The organism is Anaerosolibacter carboniphilus, assembly GCF_014205875.1.
Classification (GTDB): Bacteria; Bacillota; Clostridia; order Peptostreptococcales; family Thermotaleaceae; genus Anaerosolibacter; species Anaerosolibacter carboniphilus.
This window is the reverse complement of sequence record NZ_JACHEN010000023.1, coordinates 72,941-96,462: the sequence shown is the minus strand read 5'-3', so window position 1 is coordinate 96,462 and position 23,522 is coordinate 72,941. Positions and strand designations below refer to the sequence as shown.

26 protein-coding genes, 1 tRNA gene and 2 other annotated features are annotated in these 23,522 nt (G+C 40.6%); all 27 genes read right to left on the bottom strand.

Annotated features, from left to right (window positions below; all coding sequences use genetic code 11):
• Positions 1-184: 184 nt before the first annotated feature.
• A tRNA-Thr gene (locus HNQ80_RS17350) sits at positions 185-261 on the bottom strand.
• Between the two features lie 72 nt (positions 262-333).
• Positions 334-984 carry an RNA polymerase sporulation sigma factor SigH gene (sigH, locus tag HNQ80_RS17345; protein ID WP_184311937.1) on the bottom strand — a complete coding sequence of 217 codons (651 nt, stop codon included), beginning with the start codon at positions 982-984 and terminating at the stop codon, positions 334-336.
• Positions 985-1,063: 79 nt separating this feature from the next.
• Positions 1,064-1,579: an NYN domain-containing protein gene (locus HNQ80_RS17340; RefSeq protein WP_184311936.1), complete on the bottom strand. Its 516-nt coding sequence runs from the start codon at positions 1,577-1,579 to the stop codon at positions 1,064-1,066.
• A 12-nt stretch (positions 1,580-1,591) separates the two neighbouring features.
• On the bottom strand, positions 1,592-2,338 hold the full coding sequence (gene rlmB / locus HNQ80_RS17335; RefSeq protein ID WP_184311935.1) for a 23S rRNA (guanosine(2251)-2'-O)-methyltransferase RlmB: 747 nt from the start codon (positions 2,336-2,338) through the stop codon (positions 1,592-1,594).
• A 105-nt stretch (positions 2,339-2,443) separates the two neighbouring features.
• On the bottom strand, positions 2,444-3,202 hold the full coding sequence (gene thyX, locus HNQ80_RS17330) for an FAD-dependent thymidylate synthase (RefSeq protein ID WP_184311934.1): 759 nt from the start codon (positions 3,200-3,202) through the stop codon (positions 2,444-2,446).
• A gap of 225 nt (positions 3,203-3,427) precedes the next feature.
• Complete coding sequence (locus HNQ80_RS17325) at positions 3,428-3,799, bottom strand: hypothetical protein (protein WP_184311933.1); 372 nt, start codon at positions 3,797-3,799, stop codon at positions 3,428-3,430.
• 5 nt (positions 3,800-3,804) lie between these two features.
• Positions 3,805-4,248: a Mini-ribonuclease 3 gene (locus tag HNQ80_RS17320; protein WP_184311932.1), complete on the bottom strand. Its 444-nt coding sequence runs from the start codon at positions 4,246-4,248 to the stop codon at positions 3,805-3,807.
• Positions 4,249-4,524: 276 nt separating this feature from the next.
• A complete protein-coding gene (gene cysS, locus HNQ80_RS17315) occupies positions 4,525-5,925 on the bottom strand; it encodes a cysteine--tRNA ligase (protein ID WP_184311931.1) in 1,401 nt (466 codons plus the stop codon).
• Positions 5,922-6,590, bottom strand: coding sequence for a serine O-acetyltransferase (cysE, locus tag HNQ80_RS17310; RefSeq protein ID WP_184311930.1), 669 nt, complete (start codon positions 6,588-6,590; stop codon positions 5,922-5,924). Before cysE ends, cysS begins: the two co-directional genes overlap by 4 nt.
• Before the next feature lie 50 nt (positions 6,591-6,640).
• Positions 6,641-6,856 (bottom strand) — a binding site (T-box leader).
• 4 nt (positions 6,857-6,860) lie between these two features.
• Positions 6,861-8,339: a glutamate--tRNA ligase gene (gene gltX / locus HNQ80_RS17305; RefSeq protein WP_184311929.1), complete on the bottom strand. Its 1,479-nt coding sequence runs from the start codon at positions 8,337-8,339 to the stop codon at positions 6,861-6,863.
• 390 nt (positions 8,340-8,729) lie between these two features.
• Entirely contained in the window at positions 8,730-10,172 is a 1,443-nt protein-coding gene (gene proS, locus HNQ80_RS17300) for a proline--tRNA ligase (RefSeq protein ID WP_184311928.1), read from the bottom strand.
• A gap of 190 nt (positions 10,173-10,362) precedes the next feature.
• Positions 10,363-10,584: a binding site (T-box leader), on the bottom strand.
• A gap of 35 nt (positions 10,585-10,619) precedes the next feature.
• On the bottom strand, positions 10,620-11,117 hold the full coding sequence (gene ispF / locus HNQ80_RS17295; RefSeq protein WP_279289010.1) for a 2-C-methyl-D-erythritol 2,4-cyclodiphosphate synthase: 498 nt from the start codon (positions 11,115-11,117) through the stop codon (positions 10,620-10,622).
• Positions 11,118-11,174: 57 nt separating this feature from the next.
• A complete protein-coding gene (locus tag HNQ80_RS17290) occupies positions 11,175-11,489 on the bottom strand; it encodes a bh protein (protein WP_184311926.1) in 315 nt (104 codons plus the stop codon).
• A 106-nt stretch (positions 11,490-11,595) separates the two neighbouring features.
• Positions 11,596-12,579, bottom strand: a complete 984-nt coding sequence (locus HNQ80_RS17285) for a lipoate--protein ligase (protein WP_184311925.1) — start codon at positions 12,577-12,579, stop codon at positions 11,596-11,598.
• A gap of 170 nt (positions 12,580-12,749) precedes the next feature.
• Complete coding sequence (locus HNQ80_RS17280) at positions 12,750-13,076, bottom strand: bh protein (protein WP_184311924.1); 327 nt, start codon at positions 13,074-13,076, stop codon at positions 12,750-12,752.
• A gap of 80 nt (positions 13,077-13,156) precedes the next feature.
• Entirely contained in the window at positions 13,157-13,420 is a 264-nt protein-coding gene (locus tag HNQ80_RS17275; RefSeq protein WP_184311923.1) for an HPr family phosphocarrier protein, read from the bottom strand.
• Between the two features lie 22 nt (positions 13,421-13,442).
• Positions 13,443-15,122: a dihydrolipoyl dehydrogenase gene (gene lpdA / locus HNQ80_RS17270; protein ID WP_184311922.1), complete on the bottom strand. Its 1,680-nt coding sequence runs from the start codon at positions 15,120-15,122 to the stop codon at positions 13,443-13,445.
• Positions 15,123-15,172: 50 nt separating this feature from the next.
• A complete protein-coding gene (locus tag HNQ80_RS17265) occupies positions 15,173-16,495 on the bottom strand; it encodes a dihydrolipoamide acetyltransferase family protein (protein ID WP_184311921.1) in 1,323 nt (440 codons plus the stop codon).
• A 15-nt stretch (positions 16,496-16,510) separates the two neighbouring features.
• The gene (locus HNQ80_RS17260; protein WP_184311920.1) at positions 16,511-17,494 is read right to left on the bottom strand and encodes an alpha-ketoacid dehydrogenase subunit beta; all 984 of its coding nucleotides are present in this window, start codon (positions 17,492-17,494) and stop codon (positions 16,511-16,513) included.
• 13 nt (positions 17,495-17,507) lie between these two features.
• A complete protein-coding gene (locus HNQ80_RS17255; RefSeq protein ID WP_184311919.1) occupies positions 17,508-18,467 on the bottom strand; it encodes a thiamine pyrophosphate-dependent dehydrogenase E1 component subunit alpha in 960 nt (319 codons plus the stop codon).
• A gap of 324 nt (positions 18,468-18,791) precedes the next feature.
• Positions 18,792-19,262 (bottom strand): hypothetical protein, encoded by a 471-nt coding sequence (locus HNQ80_RS17250; RefSeq protein ID WP_184311918.1) that lies wholly within the window; start codon positions 19,260-19,262, stop codon positions 18,792-18,794.
• 39 nt (positions 19,263-19,301) lie between these two features.
• On the bottom strand, positions 19,302-20,420 hold the full coding sequence (locus HNQ80_RS17245) for an iron-containing alcohol dehydrogenase family protein (protein WP_184311917.1): 1,119 nt from the start codon (positions 20,418-20,420) through the stop codon (positions 19,302-19,304).
• Complete coding sequence (locus tag HNQ80_RS26310; RefSeq protein WP_279289008.1) at positions 20,421-20,555, bottom strand: hypothetical protein; 135 nt, start codon at positions 20,553-20,555, stop codon at positions 20,421-20,423.
• The gene (locus tag HNQ80_RS17240) at positions 20,552-21,205 is read right to left on the bottom strand and encodes an L-ribulose-5-phosphate 4-epimerase (RefSeq protein WP_184311916.1); all 654 of its coding nucleotides are present in this window, start codon (positions 21,203-21,205) and stop codon (positions 20,552-20,554) included. The genes HNQ80_RS26310 and HNQ80_RS17240 overlap by 4 nt, the downstream gene beginning before the upstream one ends.
• 87 nt (positions 21,206-21,292) lie before the next feature.
• Positions 21,293-22,636 carry a PTS galactitol transporter subunit IIC gene (locus tag HNQ80_RS17235; RefSeq protein ID WP_184311915.1) on the bottom strand — a complete coding sequence of 448 codons (1,344 nt, stop codon included), beginning with the start codon at positions 22,634-22,636 and terminating at the stop codon, positions 21,293-21,295.
• 19 nt (positions 22,637-22,655) lie between these two features.
• A complete protein-coding gene (locus tag HNQ80_RS17230) occupies positions 22,656-22,943 on the bottom strand; it encodes a PTS sugar transporter subunit IIB (protein WP_184311914.1) in 288 nt (95 codons plus the stop codon).
• 91 nt (positions 22,944-23,034) lie between these two features.
• Positions 23,035-23,520 carry a PTS sugar transporter subunit IIA gene (locus tag HNQ80_RS17225; protein ID WP_184311913.1) on the bottom strand — a complete coding sequence of 162 codons (486 nt, stop codon included), beginning with the start codon at positions 23,518-23,520 and terminating at the stop codon, positions 23,035-23,037.
• Positions 23,521-23,522 lie beyond the last annotated feature (2 nt).

The window sequence follows — 23,522 nt, the reverse complement described above, 5'->3', positions numbered from 1 at the left end:
GTTGTTTTACCGTGGTCAACGTGTCCAATTGTTCCTACGTTTACGTGGGGCTTATTTCTTTCAAATTTAGCTTTTGCCATTTCTTTCTTCCTCCTCTTGATCTTTTATGTCTTTATGACTCCCAAACAATTACTGCGACTAAGTAAACTTATCCGGGTGTGTCTATATGTATTAGATAAATTTGTGGAGCCCATGAGCGGATTCGAACCGCCGATCTCCGCCTTACCAAGGCGACGCTCTGACCTGCTGAGCCACATGGGCATTACTGTAGAATATTTTACTATCTTATGATGTGAAAGTCAATGACTTTCTATGTAAAAATATTTCCAGTTTTTAGCTACTTCTTATTTCTAAATATCTCTCCAGCTTTCTTTTTACTCTCTGTAGCGCATTATCGATGGATTTCACATGCCTATCCAAGTCCACTGCAATTTCTTGATAAGATTTTCCTTGGAGGTAAGACATCAGTACTTTCCACTCCAGATCACTCAAGATTTCACCAATCTTCGATTCAATATTCCCTAACTCTTCCCTTGAAATGATCAATTCTTCAGGATCGGAGATTTTCACTCCGGATAACACATCCAGTAGGGTTCTATCAGATTCTTCATCATAAATAGGCTTGTTGAGGGATACATAGGAATTCAGGGGAATATGTTTCTGTCTTGTGGCGGTTTTGATGGCTGTAATGATTTGTCTCGTAATGCACAATTCCGCAAACACCCTGAAAGAGGATAGCTTGTCCGACCTAAAATCTCGGATTGCTTTAAAAAGACCTATCATTCCTTCTTGAATAATGTCTTCTCGGTCAGCACCAATTAAGAAATATGACCGAGCCTTTGCACGAACAAAGTTTTTATATTTCTTAATCAGATATTCTTGAGCTCTGGCATCTCCTTGTCTTGCATCTTCTACGACGTCTTCATCAATCATTAGTTCATAATTATCCAAGACTTCTTTCTGTACAATCGCTCCCACCAACATCGCCCCCGATTACTTATTTCACAAGTGCAAAAACTGTATTTCCATTATACATCAGTTTGTCCACATCCGTCAAGTTGGTTTACTGTCTTCGTCTCCATTTCTCAAGGATTTCAACAACACTTGCATCAATTCGGTCCCCTAGGCGGTCATAGTTTTTCTGTATTTCATTCGTCTTTTGGCGGATCTGTTTTTTCACCAATTCCATCTCTATATGCAGTTCCCTTGCCGAAATTCGTGTAGCACCACTTCCTAAAACCACCTGTTGCTCTGCCCAGTCAGAAGTGGCTACCCGTACCATATACTTTCTATTTTTTGTCAATTCTTCTACTTTTTTCTCAATATAAGAATCCGCTGTCTGATGTTCTTTTGTAAAAATTATTTCCAAACCATGCAAAGTCTGTTCTTTAATTTGCGTGCCTTTTACAAGGTGAGCATCAAAAACAAGAATTACATATTCTCCAGTAAAAGACTTATATTCTACCAACAGCTCAATCAAACGATCTCTTGCTTCCTGCAAATGATCTACGCCTAGTTTTTTCAGCTCAGGCCAAGCATTGATCACATTGTACCCATCCACCAATAAATATTTCTTCAACGCCCTGTCACCCTATCTTTTTGTTGCTTTCTGTTTCATTGTTTCATACATCAAAACAGCCGCCGCTACAGAAGCGTTTAAGGAGCTAACTTCACCTCTCATAGGGATATTTACGATAAAGTCGCATTTTTCCTTGATCAATCTTCCAATCCCTTGACCTTCACTGCCAATCACAAGGGCTAGTTTTCCCGTAAGATCACTTTCATAAAACGCTTTTTCTCCATCCATGTCAGCACCAATAATCCATAATCCCTTTTCTTTTAATTTGTCTATGGTCTGCGCCAGATTTGAAACTTTAGCAACAGGAACATATTCAATAGCTCCCGCTGATGATTTCGCCACCACAGCCGTTAATCCTACCGCCCTTCTCTTTGGGATGATCACACCATGAGCACCTACTGCATTGGCTGTTCTAAGCACCGAACCTAAATTATGAGGGTCTGTGATTTCATCAAGAATGATAATAAATGGATCTTCTCCTTTTTTTGCAGCAGCTTTTAATATATCCTCCACATCCACATAGCTATGGGCAGCCGCAAAGGCAATAATCCCTTGGTGGGCATGGGATTCAGAAAGCTGGTCTAGCTTCTGTCTCTCCACTTGTTGCACAGGAATTCCCCTATCCTTGGCTATTCCTATGATCTTTGTAATAGACCCTTCCGCAGCGCCTTTCGCCACGAGAATCTTGTCTATTTCTCTTTCTGCTTTTAAAGCCTCCATCACAGGGTTTCTTCCTTCGATCTTATCTGTTTGCACCATCTCGGTCACCTCGTTCATTCATTTTCAATCCACTTTTTTGATCTTCTTTATGTAATTCAATATCAACTAATTTTTATACCTTTATTCTGCCCTTAAATTTCAAATCTATAATTGTTTAAATTTTTCACGAACCTCCACCATCTTTCCACAAGTCATGGAGCCCTCAGGGCAGGTACCCTTAATACAGTTTGGTCCTGCATATTTAAACAAGTTAGGCGCTACACTTCTGACAAGGCGGAGCATCTCGGTAGCTAATGTTCGTATCTCCCATTGGGCACGATCGCAACATCGATGGTCAAAAAAGTTCATTAAGGTTCTGGCATTCATCGTCAGTACAATTTTGGTTTCACATGCATTTGGGAAAACATAACGGGCATCTTCTATCGCAATTTTCTCAGCCATTTTTATGGCTTGCTTTTCATTTTTACCTTCTTGTAACAGCCGTTGATAGTGTTTTTTCTGCAGAATCTCAACCAATTCATTATATAGTCTTTGATCAGCTGCCATGGCTTCTATGAATTTTTCCCTAGCTTCCGGAATTTCAGCAATGCTTGGCGGGATGATGTAATCAAACTGGTCCAGCTTTACGTATCGCTGAGATTGCTGAGAATAGGATGCGATGCGATGTCTTACCAACTGATGCGTTAGCACACGACTTACCCCTTCTACTGCAAAGGTGAAGCTCACATGTTCAATAGGAGATTCATGGCCTAATCCCATTAACATACCCACAAATTTTTCTGCTTTTTCAGGTTGTAAGTCCTCCATAATACTATCTACGCCTGTGGCAGAATAGCAAAGCTTTGCCGCCGCAGCCACAACTTTTTCAGGTTCCGGTGTATATTGAATCAATGAAATTTTCAAAAAGAATCCCCCTTTTTAGTGTGTAATTAAAATTTTTTCTATAAAATGAGGTTAAGCCAACCTAGAATTTTACTCCTATTGGTTAGCAGTTAGCAGCTCCAAGCTCTAAAACCCCTTGGCAATATAAATGTGTAACGAAGGAACTCAATTTTTTCGGAACGACGAGGGTGTCGTTCCCTACGATGGTTTTGCTGCTAACCGCGAACAGCTAACCACATTTTATTGTTACTGCTCGTTATTGGTTGCCACCTTGAATTCTTTATACGGAATGATGTGTAAGAAATAACCTCTTACCTTTGCTTGATATTTCCCTTGGATATTATCTTTTACAAAATCTTTTTGTTCTGGATCATAATATTCGATGGTTGATGTTCCTTCTGTTTCGATCTTTTTAATATCCACCACTCTATATTTTACCATCCCTTTGTCTTTTAGGAAGCCACTATATTTTTCATCCACAGCCCTTTCCACAAATTGTTTCACTTTCCACTCATCCCCACTTAAATCTTTCACCTCATCCAGAAACAATGACTTTGTAATTAGAATGGCTGCAAGAAGCAGTGTGATATATAGATAGATTCTTTCCTTTTTTCCCATTTCCTTCACTCCAATTCCTTCGTTTTTTCCTCGATGATTGCTATGGCCTTTTCAACAATTTCCTCAATGCGCTCATGCTTGTCCATTAAATATAAGTACCCAATCAAAGCCTCAAAGCCTGTGGCATAACGATAATCAGCAAGGTTGGCATTCTTCGGTACAGAGCCAGATTTTTGATTTCTTCCTCTCTTAATCACGCTCCACTCTTCCTCACTCAACTGATGCTCCAATCCATGGACTGCTGCCGCTTGAGCTGCCGCCTTCACGAACCTTGTAGCAATTTTATGGAGTGTATTCACATTGCCCCCATATTTGTTTATGATATAGTCTCGAATATATACCTCATAAACAGCATCCCCTATATAGGCATAGACCAAGGGAGAGATAAAATGAATTTCTTCTGGTGTTCTTTCCTCAATCCCCAAGGAAGCCAAAAAATCCTTCTTCATCATACAACCAACCTTTGCATTTATATTTATTGCATGTCATGTATATTTTTGCATCCTATTTCACTTATTCACTTTAAATTTAACTTCAAGCTAGTTAGTGATCAAACCCAAAGTTCCCACATTGAGATTCTTTTCCTAATATGCTTTGAAAGTTGATACCTTCCTATACATTAACATAAGCATCTTATCATAATCTGCTTTGAATCACAAGGAGGCAAAGTCCCTATCTCAACATTTATAAAGCTGTCGGTATTCTCATCGACAGCTTTATAATTTCTAATTCAATTTTATGATTTGAACGCCTTGTGGCGTATCCTTTAGGGCAATCCCCTTTTCCTTTAGCTGATCTCTAATTTGATCGGCCAAGCCAAAGTTCTTCTCTTTCCTCGCCTTTTGCCTCTCTTCAATCAAACGCTCTATCTCAGGATCAACACCTACTTCATCCTTTTTATTTAACAATCCTAGTACACCTGCCAGCTCCATTAGCAGCTCATGGCTCTCTTGAATCAATTCCCTTGAAGCAGATCCTTTCACATTGGAATTGATTTCTTTTACCAACTCGAAAATAGCAGCGATGGCGTCGGCTGTATTTAGATCATCTTCCATAGCCTCAATAAACTTTAACTTATATGTTTCAAAACCTGCCAATATTTCTTTCTCTTCATCCCGGATATCTAAGCCCTCAACCTTCTCTAACAGATGCTCTAGATTGCTTTTCGCATTATAAAGACGTTCGAGGGAATTTTTAGCCTGCTCCATCAGTTCTCTGCTAAAGTTGATAGGATTTCGATACTGGGCAGATAACAGGAAGAATCGAATAACTTCTCCATCAAATTCCTTCAGTATATCTCTTACGGTAAAGAAATTACCTTTTGACTTAGACATTTTTTCATCATTGATGGTTATATAGCCATTGTGGACCCAATATCTTGCAAAAGGGTGCCCCGTGCATGCTTCACTTTGGGCAATTTCATTTTCGTGATGAGGGAAAATCAAATCCTGTCCTCCAGCATGGATATCAATGGTCTCTCCAAGATACTTCATGGACATCACAGAGCACTCTATATGCCATCCTGGCCTACCTTTTCCCCAAGGGCTATCCCAGGATTGTTCTCCTGGCTTTTGGGCCTTCCACAAGGCAAAATCCATTGGGTTCTTCTTCACTTCCTTTACCTCAATCCTAGCTCCCAGCTCCAAATCTTCCAAGCTTTGTTTAGAAAGCTTCCCATATTCATCAAATCTGGTGGTGTCAAAATAGACATCGCCCTCTACTTCATAAGCAAAACCTTTGTCTATAAGCCTTTGAATAAAGGCTATGATCTCAGGTACATTCTCCGTTACCTTTGGATGAATATCTGCTTTCTTTACTCCCAGAGCCATTGCATCCTTAAAGTACTCTTCAATGTATTTTTCACTCACTTCTCTTGGGCTAATCCCTTCTTCTATGGCCTTGGCAATGATCTTGTCATCAATGTCCGTAAAGTTTTGAACAAAGGTCACTTTATACCCGCGATATTCAAGATACCTTCTCATGGTATCGAATACCGTAAAAGGCCTTGCATTTCCAATATGGAAATAATTATACACCGTAGGACCGCAAACATACATTTTTACTTCTCCTGGTCCCATCGATACAAATTCTTCTTTTTTTCTCGTTAGTGTGTTATACAATTTCATAGATTCTTCTCCCTTTCTAACATTTTCTTTTCCAGTTCAACAATACGTTTTCTTAAGCATTCTAATTCTTCTGCGATTGGATCCGGCAATCTTACTTGATCCAAATCGATCTCATCTTTATGCATGCTCTTCAATTTAACATTATCCTTAATCACAACATGTCCAGGCACACCTACCACCGTACAGTTTGGCGGTACCTCTCTTAGGACAACTGAACCTGAACCAATCTTTGAGTCATCCCCCACTTTGAAGGGTCCTAATATCTTTGCCCCACTGCTGATGACCACGTTATTTCCTATGGTAGGATGGCGCTTGCCCTTTTCTTTTCCTGTTCCCCCCAAAGTTGCTCCTTGATAGATCGTTACATCATCACCAACTTCTGCAGTCTCACCTATGACTACTCCCATGCCATGGTCGATAAATAGACGACTGCCGATTTGGGCACCCGGGTGAATTTCTATACCTGTGAAAAAACGGCTGATTTGGGATACAATCCTAGCCAATATCTTAAAATTTCTTTTGTATAATCCATGGGCAATTCGATGGGATATTACAGCATGAATACCTGGATAACACAGAAGCACCTCTACCCAGTTATTGGCGGCAGGGTCTCTTTCCATAACTGCCCTAATGTCCTCACTGATGGATTTAAAAAACTGAGACATGTACCATCTTCCCTCCTTATAAATAAAAAACCTTCATCTCCATAAATACATACAGAGACGAAGGTTATTCGCGGTTCCACTCTGCTTAGGAATAATTCCCCAGCTTTATGAGCCTATAACGGTGCCCAACCGATTGTGCCTACTCAACTTCGGACAACGACTCCTAGGTGCATTTCGGTTTATATATGCCTCAAGCTACTCTCAGCCACTGATAGCTTTTCTCTGTCAGGATATGATAAACGTACTCTCCTAATCACAGTCTTTTATATATTATAACAAATTATTCTTTACATAGTCTATGCGAGATAAAATATTTTGTTTACCAATTACTTTTAAAATTAGAGGAAGATCCGGTCCGTGAACAGCGCCGGTCAAAGCCACACGAATAGGCATGAAAAGGTTCTTGCCCTTGATCCCCGTTTCCTTCTGAATTTCCTTGAAAATACTTTTCACGGTCTCTTCATCTACAACTTCAACGGCCCCAATCTTTTCAGCAAATACTTCCAACAATTGAGGTAAATGCTCTAACTTTAAAATTTCTTCCGCTTCTTGATCTTCCGGCTTGATTTCCGTCGTAAAGAAAATGTCTACTTTATCTACAATCTCTCCCACATAAGAAAGGCGGTCTTGCAGCACTGTCACCATATCTTTGATCCACTGATACTTTTCTTCAACTTCTGTCTCCGCCACATAACCAGCTTTTATCAGATGAGGAATTGCCAGGTCCGTAATGCGTTCCACAGGACTTTCCTTAATGTAATGGCTATTGATCCAATTCAACTTATCTGTATCAAAAACACCACCGCTCTTGGATACCCGCTCTAAGCTGAACTTTTCGATAAGCTCATCCATAGAGAATATCTCCTGATTGTCTTCAGGACTCCAGCCAACCAAGGCAACATAGTTTACCAGTCCTTCTGGAAGATAACCTTTTCGAACGAAGTCTTCTACAGCCACGTCTCCATGACGCTTGCTCAATTTCTTCCGCTCCGCATTTAAAATGTTAGGTAAATGCACGTATTGTGGCGCTTTCCATCCAAAGACTTCATAAAGGTATACATGCTTTGGTGTAGAAATCAACCACTCTTCTCCACGGATTACGTGGGTAATGCCCATCAGATTGTCATCCACCACCACTGCAAAATGGTAGGTTGGAAAGCCATCAGATTTCATCAATACTTGATCATCAATATCATTGGTATTTACCGTTACATTGCCTCTGACAACATCCAAAAACTGAATGTTTCGGTTTTCTGGCAATTTCAATCGAATCACATAGGATTCGCCCTTAGTAATTTTTTCTCTGGCTTCTTCCAAAGTGTATTGTCTGCAATGACCATCATACTTTGGTGTCATCCCTGCAGCTTTCTGTTGCTCTCTTACTTCTTCCAGTCTTTCTTTGGAACAAAAACAATAGTAAGCATGACCAGCCTCTAGAAGTTCTTGGATATATTTTTGATAAATATCCAATCGCTCCGATTGGATATAGGGACCACAGTCCCCTTTCTCTGCTACTCTTCCATCTTCTAGAACCGCACCTTCCTCATGGTTTATGCCGGCCCAAGCCATGGAATTCAACATGCCTTCGATGGCTCCCTCCACATATCTCGTCTGATCGGTATCTTCTATTCTAAGCATATACTTCCCACCATGTTTTTTTGCAAATAAATAGTTGTAGAGAGCAGTTCTCAGGCTGCCTATATGTACAAATCCAGTGGGGCTTGGTGCAAATCTAACTTTAACGGTCATTTTCGTGCCTCCCAAACAATAGAATTTCTCTTTGCTCTTTTTTTCCGTATTTTACATTAGTTTATTATATCCCAAAATATTTTTCTTATCAAGGAAATCTATTTGGCTCCCTCTTCTTTCAAAAACCTCATAATCCTCTGGACTACAGGGTCATAGGCCAATTCTTCCTTGTTTTTTTCCTTCCTTAACTTAAATTCTACAATCCCTTCACTAGCTCGTTTTCCTATGATGTCTTCTTCTGTTGCAAATTCAAGTTCATGCTCTTAAACACTTACGGCATTCACCAATTTAATCTTATTTAATTCCCCATGACCTAAAAGCACAGCTACTAACAGCTAACCTTTTTCTTACAACAAAGGTGGTTATACATCGTATAACCACCTCTTCTAACTAGTATGCTTTTGCTACATATACCATATGCTTTGCTTCTTTTCCGCAGAAGTGGCACTTATCACCTAAATCTTCCTGCTCAAAAGGAATACAACGGATCGTCGCACTGGTCTCTGCCTTGATGTTGTCTTCACATTCACGGCTGCCGCACCACATGCCCTTTGCAAAACCAGGTTTTTCCTCCATCTTTTGCTTAAAGTCTTCAAAGCTGCTGATAGAGTAGGTATTTTCATCCCTATGGTTTCTCGCTCTCTCCAACATGTTATTGTGGATATCATTCAACAATGCCAATACGGTGTCTCTAAGGCCTTCCATTGGTACAGCCTGCTTCTCCAAGGTATCTCTTCGTGAAATCATGACTTGATTCTTTTCTATATCCTTTGGTCCCACCTCAATACGAATTGGCACACCCTTCATTTCGTACTCATTAAACTTCCATCCTGGTGAATAGTTATCGTTATCATCAATTTCCACACGAATATCATCACCCAAAATCTTTTTCAATTCATATGCTTTGTCTAGAACACCTTCTTTGTGTTGCGCAATAGGAATCATGATGACTTGGATTGGTGCTAATCTTGGAGGTAATACAAGCCCTCGATTGTCACCATGAACCATGATAATACCACCAATCAATCTTGTAGAAACTCCCCATGAGGTATGGTAAGGGTTCTGTATTTCTCCATTTCTACCTAAGAATGTAATCTCAAAAGCCTTTGTAAAGTGCTGCCCCAAGTTATGGGAAGTTCCTGCCTGAAGAGCCTTTCCATCATGCATTAATGCTTCCATGGTATAGGTTGCATAAGCCCCTGCAAACTTTTCCTTGTCGCTTTTTCTTCCTGTTACCACAGGGATTGCCATTAGTTCCTCGGCTGTTTCTTTATAGATATTTAACATTTGTAAAGTTTCTGCTTGAGCCTCATCATACGTCTCATGGAGGGTATGACCTTCCTGCCATAAAAATTCTGAAGTTCTTAAGAAGGGTCTTGTAGCCTTTTCCCAACGTACAACGCTACACCACTGATTATACAGGTATGGTAATTCCCTATAAGATTTTAACCATTTGGCATACATAGAACAAATAATAGTCTCAGAAGTAGGCCGTACACAAAGTCTTTCCTGTAGCTCTTCCTTCCCCCCATGGGTTACCCAAGCTACTTCAGGTGCAAATCCCTCCACGTGCTCTGCTTCCTTCTTCAATAAACTTTCTGGGATTAATAGAGGAAAATAGCAGTTTTTGTGTCCTGTATCCTTGAATCTTTTATCCATATACTTTTGAATATTCTCCCAGATGGCATAGCCATAGGGCTTAATTACCATAAATCCTCTTACTGGCGAATAGTCTACCAAATCAGTTTTTGTAATGACATCAGTATACCATTGGGGAAAGTCTACCTCCATTGGTGTAATATCTTCTACAAACTGTTTTTCCTTTTTTGACATGCAATACAACTCCTTTCAAGATAATATCATTTCTTAAATAGCATTTTCATAACAAAGCGTATCCTTATCGAAATCTAAATCAACTCTGGTTAGAAGTTAGAGATTAGACATTAGTAGTTTTCGGGACAAGCTATTGAGGGTAAAACCTTTACTTCAATGTAGAAACAAAAAACCTTTCGTCTCTACTTATAATAGAGACGAAAGGTTATATTTCCGCGGTACCACTCTAATTAATCCCTTAAGGGATTCCCTTGCTCTGGAGATAACGGTCCAAATCCGTAAAAACCTACTATCATTCAGTCTTAAGCTCCGGGGTGGGTTTGATGAGCTATCACCTGCAGCGTTTTTCAGCCAAAGAACGCTGCTCTCTGTAGGGATCTACAAATCTACTATTCCCCTTCCAAGCCTTTACGATATGAATTTACATATATATTAACCAATTCACCTTTATTTGTCAACGGGGAAATCTCCTGATCTTTTTACGATACTTGCCACCGCCTGAGCAGCAATCCCTTCTCCAGTTCCGGTGAAGCCTAACCCCTCTGTGGTTGTAGCCTTCACATTGATTCGATCTACATCGATTTGGAGCGCCAATGCAATATTTTCCCTCATTTGTTGAATGTGAGAAGCCATTTTGGGCTTTTGCGCAATAATAGTGGCATCCACATTGTTTACATCATAACCCTTCTCATGAATCAATCGATTCACTTCCTCCAATAGCACTATACTGGAAGCTCCCTTAAAGCGTTCATCCGTATCTGGGAAATGCTTGCCAATATCTCCAAGGGCAGCAGCACCTAGTAATGCATCTTTAATGGCATGGAGCAACACATCTGCATCAGAATGACCCAAGAGTCCTTTTTCATAGGGAATGTCTACACCCCCAATAATCAGTTTTCTTCCCTCCACCAATCTATGTACATCATAACCTTGCCCAATTCTCATCATTTGTGGTTCTCCTCCAGATTCATGTCATTTTCAAGGTATATTCTACCACATTTTCTATAACTTTTTAAACTGCTTAAACTCTCTGATCATTCTATAGGGCTTTGTTACAACACGAAAGGGTATGCTATAGAGAAACTTTGATAAATCATCATTGATCTCCTTGGTCATTCGAACAGGCTTTGTGGCGATCCGTGTAAACATTTCCGCAGCATAATTGGTATAGGCAAGCTTTTCACTAATTTCCAAATAGGCTTCACAATCCATACAGGTAATCTTTTCAATATTTTCACCAAGATAGGTTACTTCATGAAGCGTATTCTTCTCACAATTTCCACAGTATAAGTCCGCTTGCATCTTCGTAATTCCCATACAAACCACCTCTTTGGTTTACTCCGCTTTTAAAGTATTCATCTAGAAAACCAATGTTTATACAATAGCTTTCCTCTTCCTTATATTTTTCCCAAAATGTGTTTTATCATAACATCAAAAGACTTAACAGTTCTTCTTTGCTAATACTATTCAGATAGTATCCTACTTCTAAATTTTCTATACAGTTTTTCAGCGATTCCTCTTGATATTTAATCCCCAACAATTTTTTCTCAAGTTCATGAATATCCCCATTGCTAAAGAAATCCCCGTAAATTTTGCAACTTTCAATAATTCCACCTTCTATATCCAGCAAAGCCTCTACTTTTCCCCCTTCAAATCGCCTTTCCTTCTTTATATTAAACTTCGGTGATTCTCCATAATTCCATTCCCAAGTCAAATACCGTTTCTCCATCATTTCCTTCACTTCATTCATTTCTTCCTCTGTTAATGTATATTCTTGAAGTTCCTCATGAAACATGTATCGGAGCAGCAGCTCCTTAAACTGTTGAATGGATACTTTTTGATCCAGGTAATCACTTATATTGGTTACCCTGCTGCGAATAGACTTAATGCCTTTTGAAATGATTTTCTCATCGGATACATGAAGGGCTTTTACCAATTGTTCTAGCTCTGAAGAAAACAGAAGGGTGCCATGGTGAAGCAATCGATCTTTCTTCATATATTGGGCATTTCCTGAAAATTTTTTCCCCTCTATGGTCAAATCATTCCTACTATTAAATGCAGCTTGTATCCCTAAGTTTTCCAAGGCGCGAATCACAGGTTCCGTAAATTTCTTAAAGTTAAACTGGCTGCTTTCACAATTTTTCACTACAAAAGTAAAATTTAAGTTTCCCAAGTCGTGATACACCGCACCCCCACCCGAAAGTCTTCTGACCACATGAATATTGTTTTTTTTCACGAATTGCAAGTTGATTTCCTCTAAAGTATTTTGATGCTTACCAATAATAATGGACGGCTCATTCTGCCATAACAAAAAATAATCTTCTCTCTCATTCATGTGATTCAATACATACTCCTCCAATGCTAGGTTAAAGTATGGATTGGTTGATTCGTTTCGAATATAGATCATTTTCAAAACCTCCTTTAGACCTTCTACTTTTCACTATTCATACCCCTTCTCCCGCTTTCTTAAAACCTATCTCATCGTTTTATCTTTACATTTAGGCCCATTACAGCAAATCCCTTCCTTGCTGTAATCCGTAGGAAGGGATTTAAAAGTAAATGATTTAAGATTCATTATTATTTCTCTTTCATCATGTTCTTGATGTTTTTGAACTCTTTCACCATTCGATAGGGCTTTGTTACAACACGAATTGGAATAGAACAAAGAAATCTGGAAAGGTCATTTTTTATTTCAGTATTCATCCTTTTTGGTTTGGTATTGATCCGCTTGAATAAAGCTGTGGCATATGTTGATAATACCAGTTTTTCATCTATTTCCAAGGTCGTTTCGCACAATGTACAGCTTATTCTTTCAATACTTTCTTCCAGATAAATAACATCATGAAGCGTATCTTGATTACAGTTTACACAAAACAGATCTGCTTGCATCTTTGTAATATTCATGTAAACACCTCATTTTTCTTGTTCTCACCCATTAGCCTAGCAGTATATTCTATGCACTGTTCGGTCAAGACATTCACTGCTCATTCTCCAAAGTTTGTCTTTACTAAATCTTTTAAGGCTTCCACGGCTTGTTGCTCATCTTCTCCTTCCGCGGAAATAACTATTTTACTTCCAAACGAAATTCCTGCAGACAGCAGACCAATAATACTCTTTGCATTTACTCGTTTCTCTCCATATTCAATCTGAATATCAGATTTGAAGCTTGCTGCCGTACGGGAAAATTCTGATGCCGGCCTTGCATGCAATCCTGTTTGATTGGTCACCATCACTTCTTTTTTGTACATTGTTTCCCCTCCCATGTCTTCTCTATTTTTTCGGAAGATGCATACATTTTCTTAGGCTATCTGCGCAAGCTTCCATCAACGCTTCTGAAAAAGTTGGATGGCCATGGACAATTTCCGAAATTTCATGGGCAGTGATTTCCATCTCCATCAAGGCCGCGGCCTCATTGATCATCTCAGCGGCCCCTGGCCCAAGAATATGAACACCTAATATTTCACCATGTTTGCGATCAATAATCACCTTTACAAATCCCGCCGTTTCTCCAGAAGCTAAGGCTCTTCCATTACCCCCAAAGGGAAATTTTCCTATACTGATTTCATGTTTTTGTTTTGCTTCATACTCCGTCAGTCCTACCGCAGCCACCTCTGGCAGGGTATAAATACAACTGGGTATATTATGAAAAAATATGCTTGCATCGCCACCCATGGCATTTATGGCTGCCACTTCACCCATTTTAAAGGCCGCATGGGCTAACATCCTGCGTCCATTTATATCACCAGGTGCATAAATCCCTACTTCACTGGTCTCCATCCTTTCATTTACTTTGATTTTTCCCCTATCTAACTGTAAAGTGACCTCTCCAAGGGCATCCAAATCAGGTACTCTTCCAATGGAAAGCAGGGCTTTGTCTGCTTCTAATACTTGACCGTCCGCACTATGAAGATATATGGTGCTTAGTCGCTCATCGATTCTCTCTAATCTTTTATTGGTATATATTTTCATTCCTTTCTTCATAAGCAAATTTCCCAGTTCTTCTGATATTTCATGATCCATATTCGGTACAATTCGCTCTGCCATTTCAATGATCGAAACATCACTTCCATAGGCGGCGTATATGGTTGCCAGTTCCACACCGATCACACCACCACCTATGATCACCAATCTATTAGGTACTTCTTTTAGATCAAGGATCTCATCGCTTGTAAGCGCTAAAGGACTTTCTATCCCCGGAATATTTATTTTTCCCCCTTTTGAACCTGTTGCTAAAATAATGCTTTTCCCCCCAATCCTTTGTTTCTCATTAATGATGACACGCTTATCCTTCTCTAACTTTCCCGTTCCCTTATATACTTTTACGTCATAGCTTTTCAGCAAACCTGCAACCCCTGTGGTAAGGGTTTTAACGACTTCATTTTTTAAACCCACAATTTTCTCCATGTCCAAACGAAACGTATCATCCTTCAATAAAATCCCTCTTGATTTGGCATGCCTGATCATCTCAATCATCTCTGCATTTTTTAAATAGGTTTTTGTGGGGATGCATCCTCGATTGAGACACGTTCCTCCAATCGTATCCTTCTCTATAAGGGCAACCCTGCCTCCTAACTGAGCCGCCTTGATGGCTGCGATATATCCTGCCGGTCCGCCGCCAATGACAACAACATCAAAATTTTCTTCCGCAGCCTTATCCTCAACGATACGATCACCTTGTGTTTTCTCACCTGAGAAAATAGGGACTTTTTCTTCTCGTCCGCCAATATAGCCAATCACTTCTGTGACAGGTACAATTTCACCTTCATGTCGTAGGATGCTTAATAATATCCCTGAATCGTTTGCCTCTACTTCCATATTCACTTTGTCCGTCAGGATTTCTAATAAAGGTTCCCCTTCCCTTATTTCTTCTCCCTCTTTTTTAAACCATTTTATAATGGTCCCTGTTTCCATGGCCATGCCCGCTTTGGGCATGATAATCTCAATCGCCAAAAGAATCCCCTCCTTTTTAATCCATAAGAAAATCCACTGGCTTAAATTTGTTATATAAATAGCAGCATTGGATTTTCCAGGAGTTGTTTCGTATCCCTTAGAAATCTTGCACCTGGCGCCCCATCAATCACCCGATGGTCTATGGTTAAACTTAAATTCATCATTGGTCTGACCTGGGGTTCCCCTTTGATGACAACCATTCGATCGAGGATCGTACTCACTCCTAAAATAGCACTATTGGGCTGGTTGATGATGGGATTAAAATGGGATATTCCATACATGCCTAAATTGCTAATTGTAAAAGTACTTCCGTTTAATTCTTGGGGTGTGAGTTTCATGGACTTGGCTCTCTCTGCAATGTCCTTTGTGGCAATGACAATTTCCTTTAAACTCATCCGATCTACATCTCGCAATACGGGTACAAGCAATCCGCCATCCACGTCCACAGCCAATGCAATATTTACATTGGGATGCACCAAAATACCTTGATCTACCAAAGACACATTGATAAAAGGATGTTCCTTTAGTCCCCTAGATACAGCCATGACAATAAAATCTGTATAAGTCAATTTACAACCCGTCTGTTTCCATAAATGATCCTTCAATTCTTCCCTTAATGCTTTTATATTACCCATATCTACCTCTGCATTCAATGTGAAGGTAGGCGCACTAAAAAAGCTTTGACTTATTCGTTCACCAATCACTTTACGCATTGGGGTCAGCGGCATAATATTTTTGTTCTCCAGATGATCCCCAGGCTGATCCGAAGCTCTTATGACATCTCGTTTCATTACCTTACCCGAATATCCACTGCCAGATATCTCTTCGATAGGAATGCCTTTCTCCTTCGCCAATCGCTCTGCTAAAGGAGATGCCTTTTTTGATGTCGTCATTGCTGCTTTATAGCTTTCCACATCCATTTTTTGAATTCTATTTTTCGGTCCGCTCCCCACTATCTTTGATAATTCTATCCCCTCTTTCCTGCAGATTCTTCGAGCTGCAGGTGTAGCCCTGATTTTTCCAGGAACAGGCTGGGTGATGTCCTCTACATGGGTATAGACGTTTTTTTGACTGGATAGCCCACGGTTTTCCTCGACTTTCTCTACTCTTTCCTCATGGTTTGGTACTATTTCTCCCATTTGCCCAATGTAGGCAATCGGTGTTATTACAGGCACTACCTGACCTTCGTCAGCCAATATTTTAATCAAGGTGCCACTGGTAGGGGCTTCCACCTCCATATTCACTTTGTCCGTTAGAATCTCCAGTAAAGGCTCGCCGCCTTCTATGACATCTCCTTCCTTTTTAAACCATTTGATAACAGTCCCTTCCTCCATGGCCATCCCTGCTTTAGGCATGATCACTTCTGTAGCCATTTGGGCACCTCCCTTTTATCGATTCATCACCTTATATACCGCCTCTTTAATTTGTCTTTCGCTAGGTACTACGGCCTTTTCCAGCTCAGGGTTATAAGGAATCGGTACATCTAATCCCGCCAGCCGAACCACAGGTGCATCCAGATAGTCGAAGGCTTCACTTTCACAAATAACCGATACGATTTCACCACCATAGCCCCCTGTTTTCACCGCTTCATGAACCACAATCGCTCTCCCGGTCCTCATGACAGACTGAATGATGGTTTCTTTATCTAAAGGCAGCAACGTCCTCGGATCAATTACTTCAATACTTATTCCTTCTCGGGCTGCCTCCTCTGCTACATTGAGCACTCGTTCCAACATTCTTCCATAGGTAATGATGGTGACATCAGTACCCTCTCTTTTGATATCTGCTTTGCCCAGAGGGATGATGAATTCTGGATTATCAGGTACCATACCTTTTTTCCTATAGAGTAACTTTTGTTCAACAAAGACAACCGGATTGTCATCTCGAATCGCTGCCTTTAACAGTCCTTTGGCATCGGCAGGCGTGGAAGGAGCCACCACCTTCAAACCTGGCACATGGCAAAACCAAGCTTCCAGACTCTGAGAATGCTGAGCAGCTGCACCTGTTCCTGAACCTGCCGGGCATCGAAGCACCATGGGCACTTTTGCCTTTCCACCGAACATGTATCGCATCTTTGCTGCTTGATTTACCAAAGCATCCATAGCAATAGTCGTAAAATCCATAAACATGATTTCAGCAATAGGCCTTAGCCCCGTCACCGCTGCTCCCGCAGCCGCTCCTGCAATCACTGCCTCTGAGATGGGTGTATCCCTTACCCTTTCCTCTCCAAACTCTTGAATCATTCCCACTGAAACACCAAATGCACCCCCATATATGCCAATATCCTCACCCATGAAGATTACATTTTCATCTCTTCTCATTTCTTCGCTCATGGCTTCTCGAATTGCTTCTGCATAGGTCATTTCCTTCATCTTAACCCCTCCTTTATGCATATACATCTTCCATGATGATGTCCAATGGTGGATTTTTACTGTTGCTGGCAAACGCAACGGCAGCCTCAATATCCTCTTTCGCTTTTTTCTCCACTTCTTCTAGCTCTTGTGCGGTGCAAATTTCATGCTTGATTAGATATTCTTTCAATCTTTTGATGGGGCATTTTTGTTTCCATCCTTCCACTTCATCTTTTGATCGATATACGTTGGCATCGCTTTTTGAATGTCCAAGCCATCGATAGGTCTTACTCTCAATGAATACAGGCCCATTTCCTTTTCGGGCATAGTCTGCAGCTTTTCTTACTGTTTCATATACCTCTATGGCATCATTGCCGTCAATCTGATAACCAGGCATTCCATAAGCATCAGCCCTTATTACGATATCTTTGATGTTCATCGCCTTTGATAAATGGCAAGACATACCATATTGATTGTTCTCGCAGAAAAAAATCACTGGCAATGTCCAAACAGAGGCCAAATTCATAGCTTCATGAAAACTCCCCTCATTGGCTGCCCCATCTCCGAAAAAGCAAAGAACGATTTTCCCTGTCTTCCGAATCTTCTGGGTAAGGGCTGCTCCCACTGCAATCCCATGCCCACCGCCAACAACCCCATTGGCACCTAGGTTGCCTGCTTCCACGTCCGCAATGTGCATAGACCCTCCTTTCCCTTTGCAATACCCGGTGACCCTTCCCAATAGCTCTGCCATCATACGGTTTAAGTCTATTCCTTTTCCGATCACTTGACTGTGTCCCCTGTGGGTTGATGTAATGAGATCATCCTTGTTTAATGCCATGCATGCAGCTACCCCCGAAGCCTCTTCCCCTACGGAAAGGTGTGTAGTACCATGAACCATGCCCCTGGCAAAGAAATAACTTACCTTTTCTTCGAAGGCCCTTGCTTCATTCATTCGTTTATACATCCCCATCAATATTTCCTTATCAATACCCATTGTATTCCCTCCTTGATTCAATAAATGATTCACCCTATGCAAGTAGGTTTCATATGTCGAACATGCTTATGACTCTCGCTATCCAGAACATTCATATCTACTCCCAAACCTATATAAAGCAAATACCATGCCACTGGCAGTAGTTTCTTCTATCAAGAGGTTTTTTTCAAAAAACAACTCGCATTTTCAATGGCTCGGCGGTTCATTCATAAAATTTATAAACTCACGCTTTGGCGTATTCATAAACTGGTATAATTTGTATGGTTTCTTTTGTTATTTATCTTTTCCAGTGAAATACTCACAAAAAAAGAACAGGTCTATGACCTATCCTTTTTTTACTTCCATACCTGTTCTGAATTTTAGTTGTTCTGGATGCAATTTTCTTTCTAAGGCACTCAATTTTTCATACAGTTCGTCGCCATCATCATACATGGAAGTTTTAATCCAGTATCTCCCCCTAAAAAGACCGGGATTATCAATTCTTATATATAGCTTCCTATTGTAGAATTCCTTTATGCGTATATACTGAATCTTACGCCATTCATATCGATGTTTCCTGCCAAAGGCATGGAATTCTAAGCTTTCCCCATCATCGACAATGCTGCTGGGCTGGCTTAATGAGATAAAATTGTTGAACAATCCATATACACTGACCATGATGATCATAGAATATATATCAAAGGTTACACTTTGAAAATTCCTGATCATTCCGTAGATCAAAAGAAAAAACATAAGTATCGCAGGGAGTGTAACTGCAAAAAAATACCGTCTTGGGTAATAAACATAATCTTTCACTGTCCTATGCCTCCTTCGCCTTATACAAATAGAAGAATACTATAGACAATGCTGAAGAATATCCATTACATCATCCTCTTGTACAAGTCTTGGATTTTTGCTTAAGGATCTAGATGTAAAGGTTTTGCGTATAAGCTCTTCTTCCTTCCCTTTTATATAGCCTGCTGCCGTTAATGTTTGTGGTATAGGCAGCAGCATTAACAAATCTCTCACAAAATCGCCAAATCTCTTCTGGATTCCCAACATCTTTTCAATCTCTACATATTGATGATGGCAACATCGATCGTTATAGTCGATCACCGTAGGCAAAAGTATAGCATTGGCTAAGCCATGGGGAATATGAAAAAGGGCACCTAATGGATGAGAAATAGCATGGGCGACACCTACACCTGTTTGTGCAAACGCTAAAGCTGCCATCATACTGCCTAGGGCCATTTTAGACCTGGCCATTTTGTCACTTCCATCTTTTACAGCCATAGGCAACCCTTCCGCAATTAAGCTTATGGCCTTCCCTGCCATGGCCATGGTTACAGGATTGGCCATCTTCGATGTATAGGATTCAACCGCATGGGTTAAAGCATCCATTCCCGTCATGGCAGTAATCTCAGGTGCCATGGAATAAGTAAGCACGGGATCTACAATGCTACATTTTGACTGAAATCCAGGATGGGCCAAACTATTTTTATTTCCTAGCTCTGGATGATATAGTACCGCATTTAGCGTGATTTCACTTCCCGTTCCCGCTGTTGTAGGTATGGCAACAAAGGGTATCCCTTGATATTCAAAAGGTCTTTGATTTAGATATTCCGCCGTTGGTAGGTTTTGTCCGTAAAGCCCTGCAGCTGCCTTTGCTACGTCCAAGGCACTCCCACCTCCCAAACCTACAACAAAATCTATCTTTTCTTCTTCTATCATTCGCCTGACTTGATCTACCATTTCTGTATCAGGTTCACCGTAAATACCATCAAAAACATAATGCTTGATTCCATAGTATTCCAGGTCATCAGCAATTTCTCGGAGAATACCTGACTTCTCCATGGAATTCTTTCCTGTGACAATGAGGCTCTTTGTACCAAATACTTTCGTTTGCTGTCCTAACTCTCGCACCTTATGCTCCCCAAAAATAATATGACTCGGATATCTTAAAGAAAATTCCATCTATGCCATCTCCTTCAAATCTACTAAGTTATGTATTATTGTTTCTCCACCAAGCTGATATAACCCTCTTGGCGTCATGATTATTTCATTGGGAAATCGTTCATAAATTTTTAGCCCTTCTACGACTCGCTTCATTCACTTCTTTGACCATAGACATTTTGATATAAATCATTTGCTCGTTTTATTTCTTCCTCAGACAATGATTGAGGTTTTCCTATGGTACGGGCTAAGTAATATACTTTGGCTGCATCTTCTAACATCACTGCTGCTTTCAGAGCATGATGCACATCGGCCCCAAAGGTAAGGACACCATGACTCTGTAATAACACAGCCTGCTGATTCTTTATATTATGAATCACATGCTCCCCTAACTCCTCAGACCCCACAGGTCCATAGGATGCCACCGGCACCTCGCCGCCCACTTCATTGGCCATGGTGGTAGAAACAACTGGAATATTTTCATTCAAAATAGCAAAACAACTGGCATATGTAGAATGGGTATGGATAATACCGTTGATTCTCTTAATAGCCCTATAGATCTGTAAATGGGTAATCATGTCTGAACTTGGTTTTCTTTTGCCGTCTTGAATATTTCCATAAAGATCTATAATCACAATATCCTGGGGAGCCAATGCATGATACTCCATACCACTGGGTGTAATGGCTACGAGGCCAGTTTCTTCATCCCTTCCGCTCACGTTTCCACCCGTAAGGGTAATCAAACCATATTCCTTCAATTGCTTGCCTGCCTCAATCACTTCAATTCTTAATTTCTCCAATAGCATCCTTATTCCCCCTTAACAAAATCTTCTTCTAATACCAAGGCTAAACCCAGCACATGCTGGGTTTACCTATGGAATCTCTAGATTTTATTACGCTTCTACCTGGCTATTTTCTTTGATAATTCTCTGCCTGTTATAAACAGCCATTCCCAAAGCAATCACCGTCAAAATACCAGCTCCTGCAGCTTTAAGCCCCATAATTTTGGTAAAGGCCCAGCTTAATGGATTGGCTCCGTCACAAATACTAGAAATCATGGTAGCGCCATCAGGCATTTGGAAGTTGGCGTTCACCGCCATATCCGTAAACAACGGCGCTAAATTTGTAGCAATCAGTAACCCCACAGCCACTGTTAAGAATCCGATGATAAAGGTTCTTAAAACATTCCCCCTGGTAACTGGAACGACCATGACCAACATAAAGGGAATGACCGCCAAATCAGCAAATGGAAGGACCTTATTACCTGGTATCACTGCAGCCAGGAGGATCGTAATAGGCACCAATGCTAAGGATACAGATAAACCTACAGGATGGCCAATCCCAACAGCTGAATCTAATCCAATATACACTTTTCCTCTGTTTTTAAATCTTTTCTCGATAAATTCCTGGGCTGCATCGGATACTGGAATCAGACCCTCCATAAGCATAGCAGCCATCTTCGGAATCAGGACCAATACAGATCCAAGAATGATGCCCAGGGTCAATATTCCCTTTAGATCATACCCTGCACCAATACCAATGAGCAAACCAATAATTGTACCCATGAGTATAGGCTCGCCAAAAAGACCAAATCTCTTTTGAAGCTTCTCCGCATCGAGGTTTACCTTATTAATCCCTGGTATATAGTCTAATATCTTGTTCAATATGATGGCGATGGGAACATAGGCTCCCGAAAAGCCGTGGGGCAATGAAACACCAGGTAAGCCATTATATTTTTCCACGCCTGGCGCTGTTAAATCAGCAATAACCATTACAATAATCATGTTTAAGCCAGCTGCCACGAGTCCCCACGTAGTACTATTGGTTGCACCTGCTACCAAAGCCCCTGTAAAAGCAAAGTGCCAGTAGTTCCAAATATCAATATTTACGGTTTGTGTTGTATTGGTAAGCAACATGATTACATTGATGGCCAATCCGATAGGTATGATCAGCGCTCCTACCTTTGATGCGAAGGCGATGGCTGCTGCTGCAGGCCAGCCCACATCGATAACGGTTAACTCCAAGCCTAGCTTGTGTACCATTTCTTGCGCCGCAGGTCCTAAATTTCCTCCAAGTAATCCAATAACCATATTAAGTCCAACAAATCCTACCCCTACTGTCAACCCTGCCCTTAGGGACTTTCCAAACTTAGCCCCCAGCAACAATGCGAAAACAGTGATGATAATCGGCATCATTACTTGTGCACCTAGATTTACAATATAATCTAATACTGCCATAAATCTCCCCCCTTACTTATTAAATGTTAAGCTTTTCAATAATCTCATCCACTACTTTGCCCATCCCTACTCCTGTTAGGAATGCAACACCCATAACAACAGGAATGCTTATTTGACCTGAAACTTGGGTCGTCGCTACAATCAAGTCATAATCATTTGCCTTAGAAACCACTTCTGCCACCTTGCACTGATTGATCGTCACTTGACTTAACTTGCCTCTTTTCTCTAACTCAGTTTTTAATTTATTGGCTGCCATCGTAGATGTACATATACCTGTTCCACAAGCGATTAATATCTTCTTTGCCATTTTTTCACCTCCTTCTATAGCTGTTTTTTATAGGGAATTATTCTTTTATGCTACCCACCATACAATAACCGCTTTGCAGGCTTTCCATCCACTACTCCATAAGCTCTAAAAATATCGCTGCAACTTGGGCTGGGTCTTCACATTGTTTCATTTTCATCAATACATCTTCTTTCTGAATGATGCCCATCAGTTTTTGAAGCATATCCAACTGGGCATGGGATTGTCTAATGGCCATCATGAAGATGATTTCCACCATGACTGTATTTTCAGGCATCCCCATCATCTGGAAAGCAACTGGTTTCTTTAAAATTCCTATGGAAATTGCTGGTATATTGACATGTTCAGCATCTGTATGGGGAATTGCCACCCCAATGCTCATGGTAGGCAGACCCGTAGGGAATTTCTTTTCTCTCTCTTGGACGGCCTTTTTAAAGCTTGGTTTTACAAAATCATATTTCTGAAGATTATCTGCCAGGATGCCCAGTGCGTCCTTTACATTGTCAGCTTCCAATCCAGTGCATATTAATCTTTCATCCATTACAAAAGCTGTAGTAGCCATATGCTCTGCCCCACTCATTC

What these genes read in the sequence shown, in the direction of transcription:
- sigH (WP_184311937.1), bottom strand. Translation starts at nt 984, where the DNA reads ATGTTGGTGGGAGCGATTGTACAGAAAGAAGTCTTGGATAATTATGAA.
- rlmB (WP_184311935.1), bottom strand. Translation starts at nt 2,338, where the DNA reads ATGGTGCAAACAGATAAGATCGAAGGAAGAAACCCTGTGATGGAGGCT.
- HNQ80_RS17325 (WP_184311933.1), bottom strand. Translation starts at nt 3,799, where the DNA reads ATGGGAAAAAAGGAAAGAATCTATCTATATATCACACTGCTTCTTGCA.
- HNQ80_RS17320 (WP_184311932.1), bottom strand. Translation starts at nt 4,248, where the DNA reads ATGAAGAAGGATTTTTTGGCTTCCTTGGGGATTGAGGAAAGAACACCA.
- cysS (WP_184311931.1), bottom strand. Translation starts at nt 5,925, where the DNA reads ATGAAATTGTATAACACACTAACGAGAAAAAAAGAAGAATTTGTATCG.
- cysE (WP_184311930.1), bottom strand. Translation starts at nt 6,590, where the DNA reads ATGTCTCAGTTTTTTAAATCCATCAGTGAGGACATTAGGGCAGTTATG.
- gltX (WP_184311929.1), bottom strand. Translation starts at nt 8,339, where the DNA reads ATGACCGTTAAAGTTAGATTTGCACCAAGCCCCACTGGATTTGTACAT.
- proS (WP_184311928.1), bottom strand. Translation starts at nt 10,172, where the DNA reads ATGTCAAAAAAGGAAAAACAGTTTGTAGAAGATATTACACCAATGGAG.
- ispF (WP_279289010.1), bottom strand. Translation starts at nt 11,117, where the DNA reads ATGAGAATTGGGCAAGGTTATGATGTACATAGATTGGTGGAGGGAAGA.
- HNQ80_RS17290 (WP_184311926.1), bottom strand. Translation starts at nt 11,489, where the DNA reads ATGGGAATTACGAAGATGCAAGCGGACTTATACTGTGGAAATTGTGAG.
- HNQ80_RS17285 (WP_184311925.1), bottom strand. Translation starts at nt 12,579, where the DNA reads ATGATCTATATTCGAAACGAATCAACCAATCCATACTTTAACCTAGCA.
- HNQ80_RS17280 (WP_184311924.1), bottom strand. Translation starts at nt 13,076, where the DNA reads ATGAATATTACAAAGATGCAAGCAGATCTGTTTTGTGTAAACTGTAAT.
- HNQ80_RS17275 (WP_184311923.1), bottom strand. Translation starts at nt 13,420, where the DNA reads ATGTACAAAAAAGAAGTGATGGTGACCAATCAAACAGGATTGCATGCA.
- HNQ80_RS17265 (WP_184311921.1), bottom strand. Translation starts at nt 16,495, where the DNA reads ATGGCTACAGAAGTGATCATGCCTAAAGCAGGGATGGCCATGGAGGAA.
- HNQ80_RS17260 (WP_184311920.1), bottom strand. Translation starts at nt 17,494, where the DNA reads ATGAAGGAAATGACCTATGCAGAAGCAATTCGAGAAGCCATGAGCGAA.
- HNQ80_RS17255 (WP_184311919.1), bottom strand. Translation starts at nt 18,467, where the DNA reads ATGGGTATTGATAAGGAAATATTGATGGGGATGTATAAACGAATGAAT.
- HNQ80_RS17245 (WP_184311917.1), bottom strand. Translation starts at nt 20,420, where the DNA reads ATGGAATTTTCTTTAAGATATCCGAGTCATATTATTTTTGGGGAGCAT.
- HNQ80_RS26310 (WP_279289008.1), bottom strand. Translation starts at nt 20,555, where the DNA reads ATGAAGCGAGTCGTAGAAGGGCTAAAAATTTATGAACGATTTCCCAAT.
- HNQ80_RS17240 (WP_184311916.1), bottom strand. Translation starts at nt 21,205, where the DNA reads ATGCTATTGGAGAAATTAAGAATTGAAGTGATTGAGGCAGGCAAGCAA.
- HNQ80_RS17235 (WP_184311915.1), bottom strand. Translation starts at nt 22,636, where the DNA reads ATGGCAGTATTAGATTATATTGTAAATCTAGGTGCACAAGTAATGATG.
- HNQ80_RS17230 (WP_184311914.1), bottom strand. Translation starts at nt 22,943, where the DNA reads ATGGCAAAGAAGATATTAATCGCTTGTGGAACAGGTATATGTACATCT.
- HNQ80_RS17225 (WP_184311913.1), bottom strand. Translation starts at nt 23,520, where the DNA reads ATGAGTGGGGCAGAGCATATGGCTACTACAGCTTTTGTAATGGATGAA.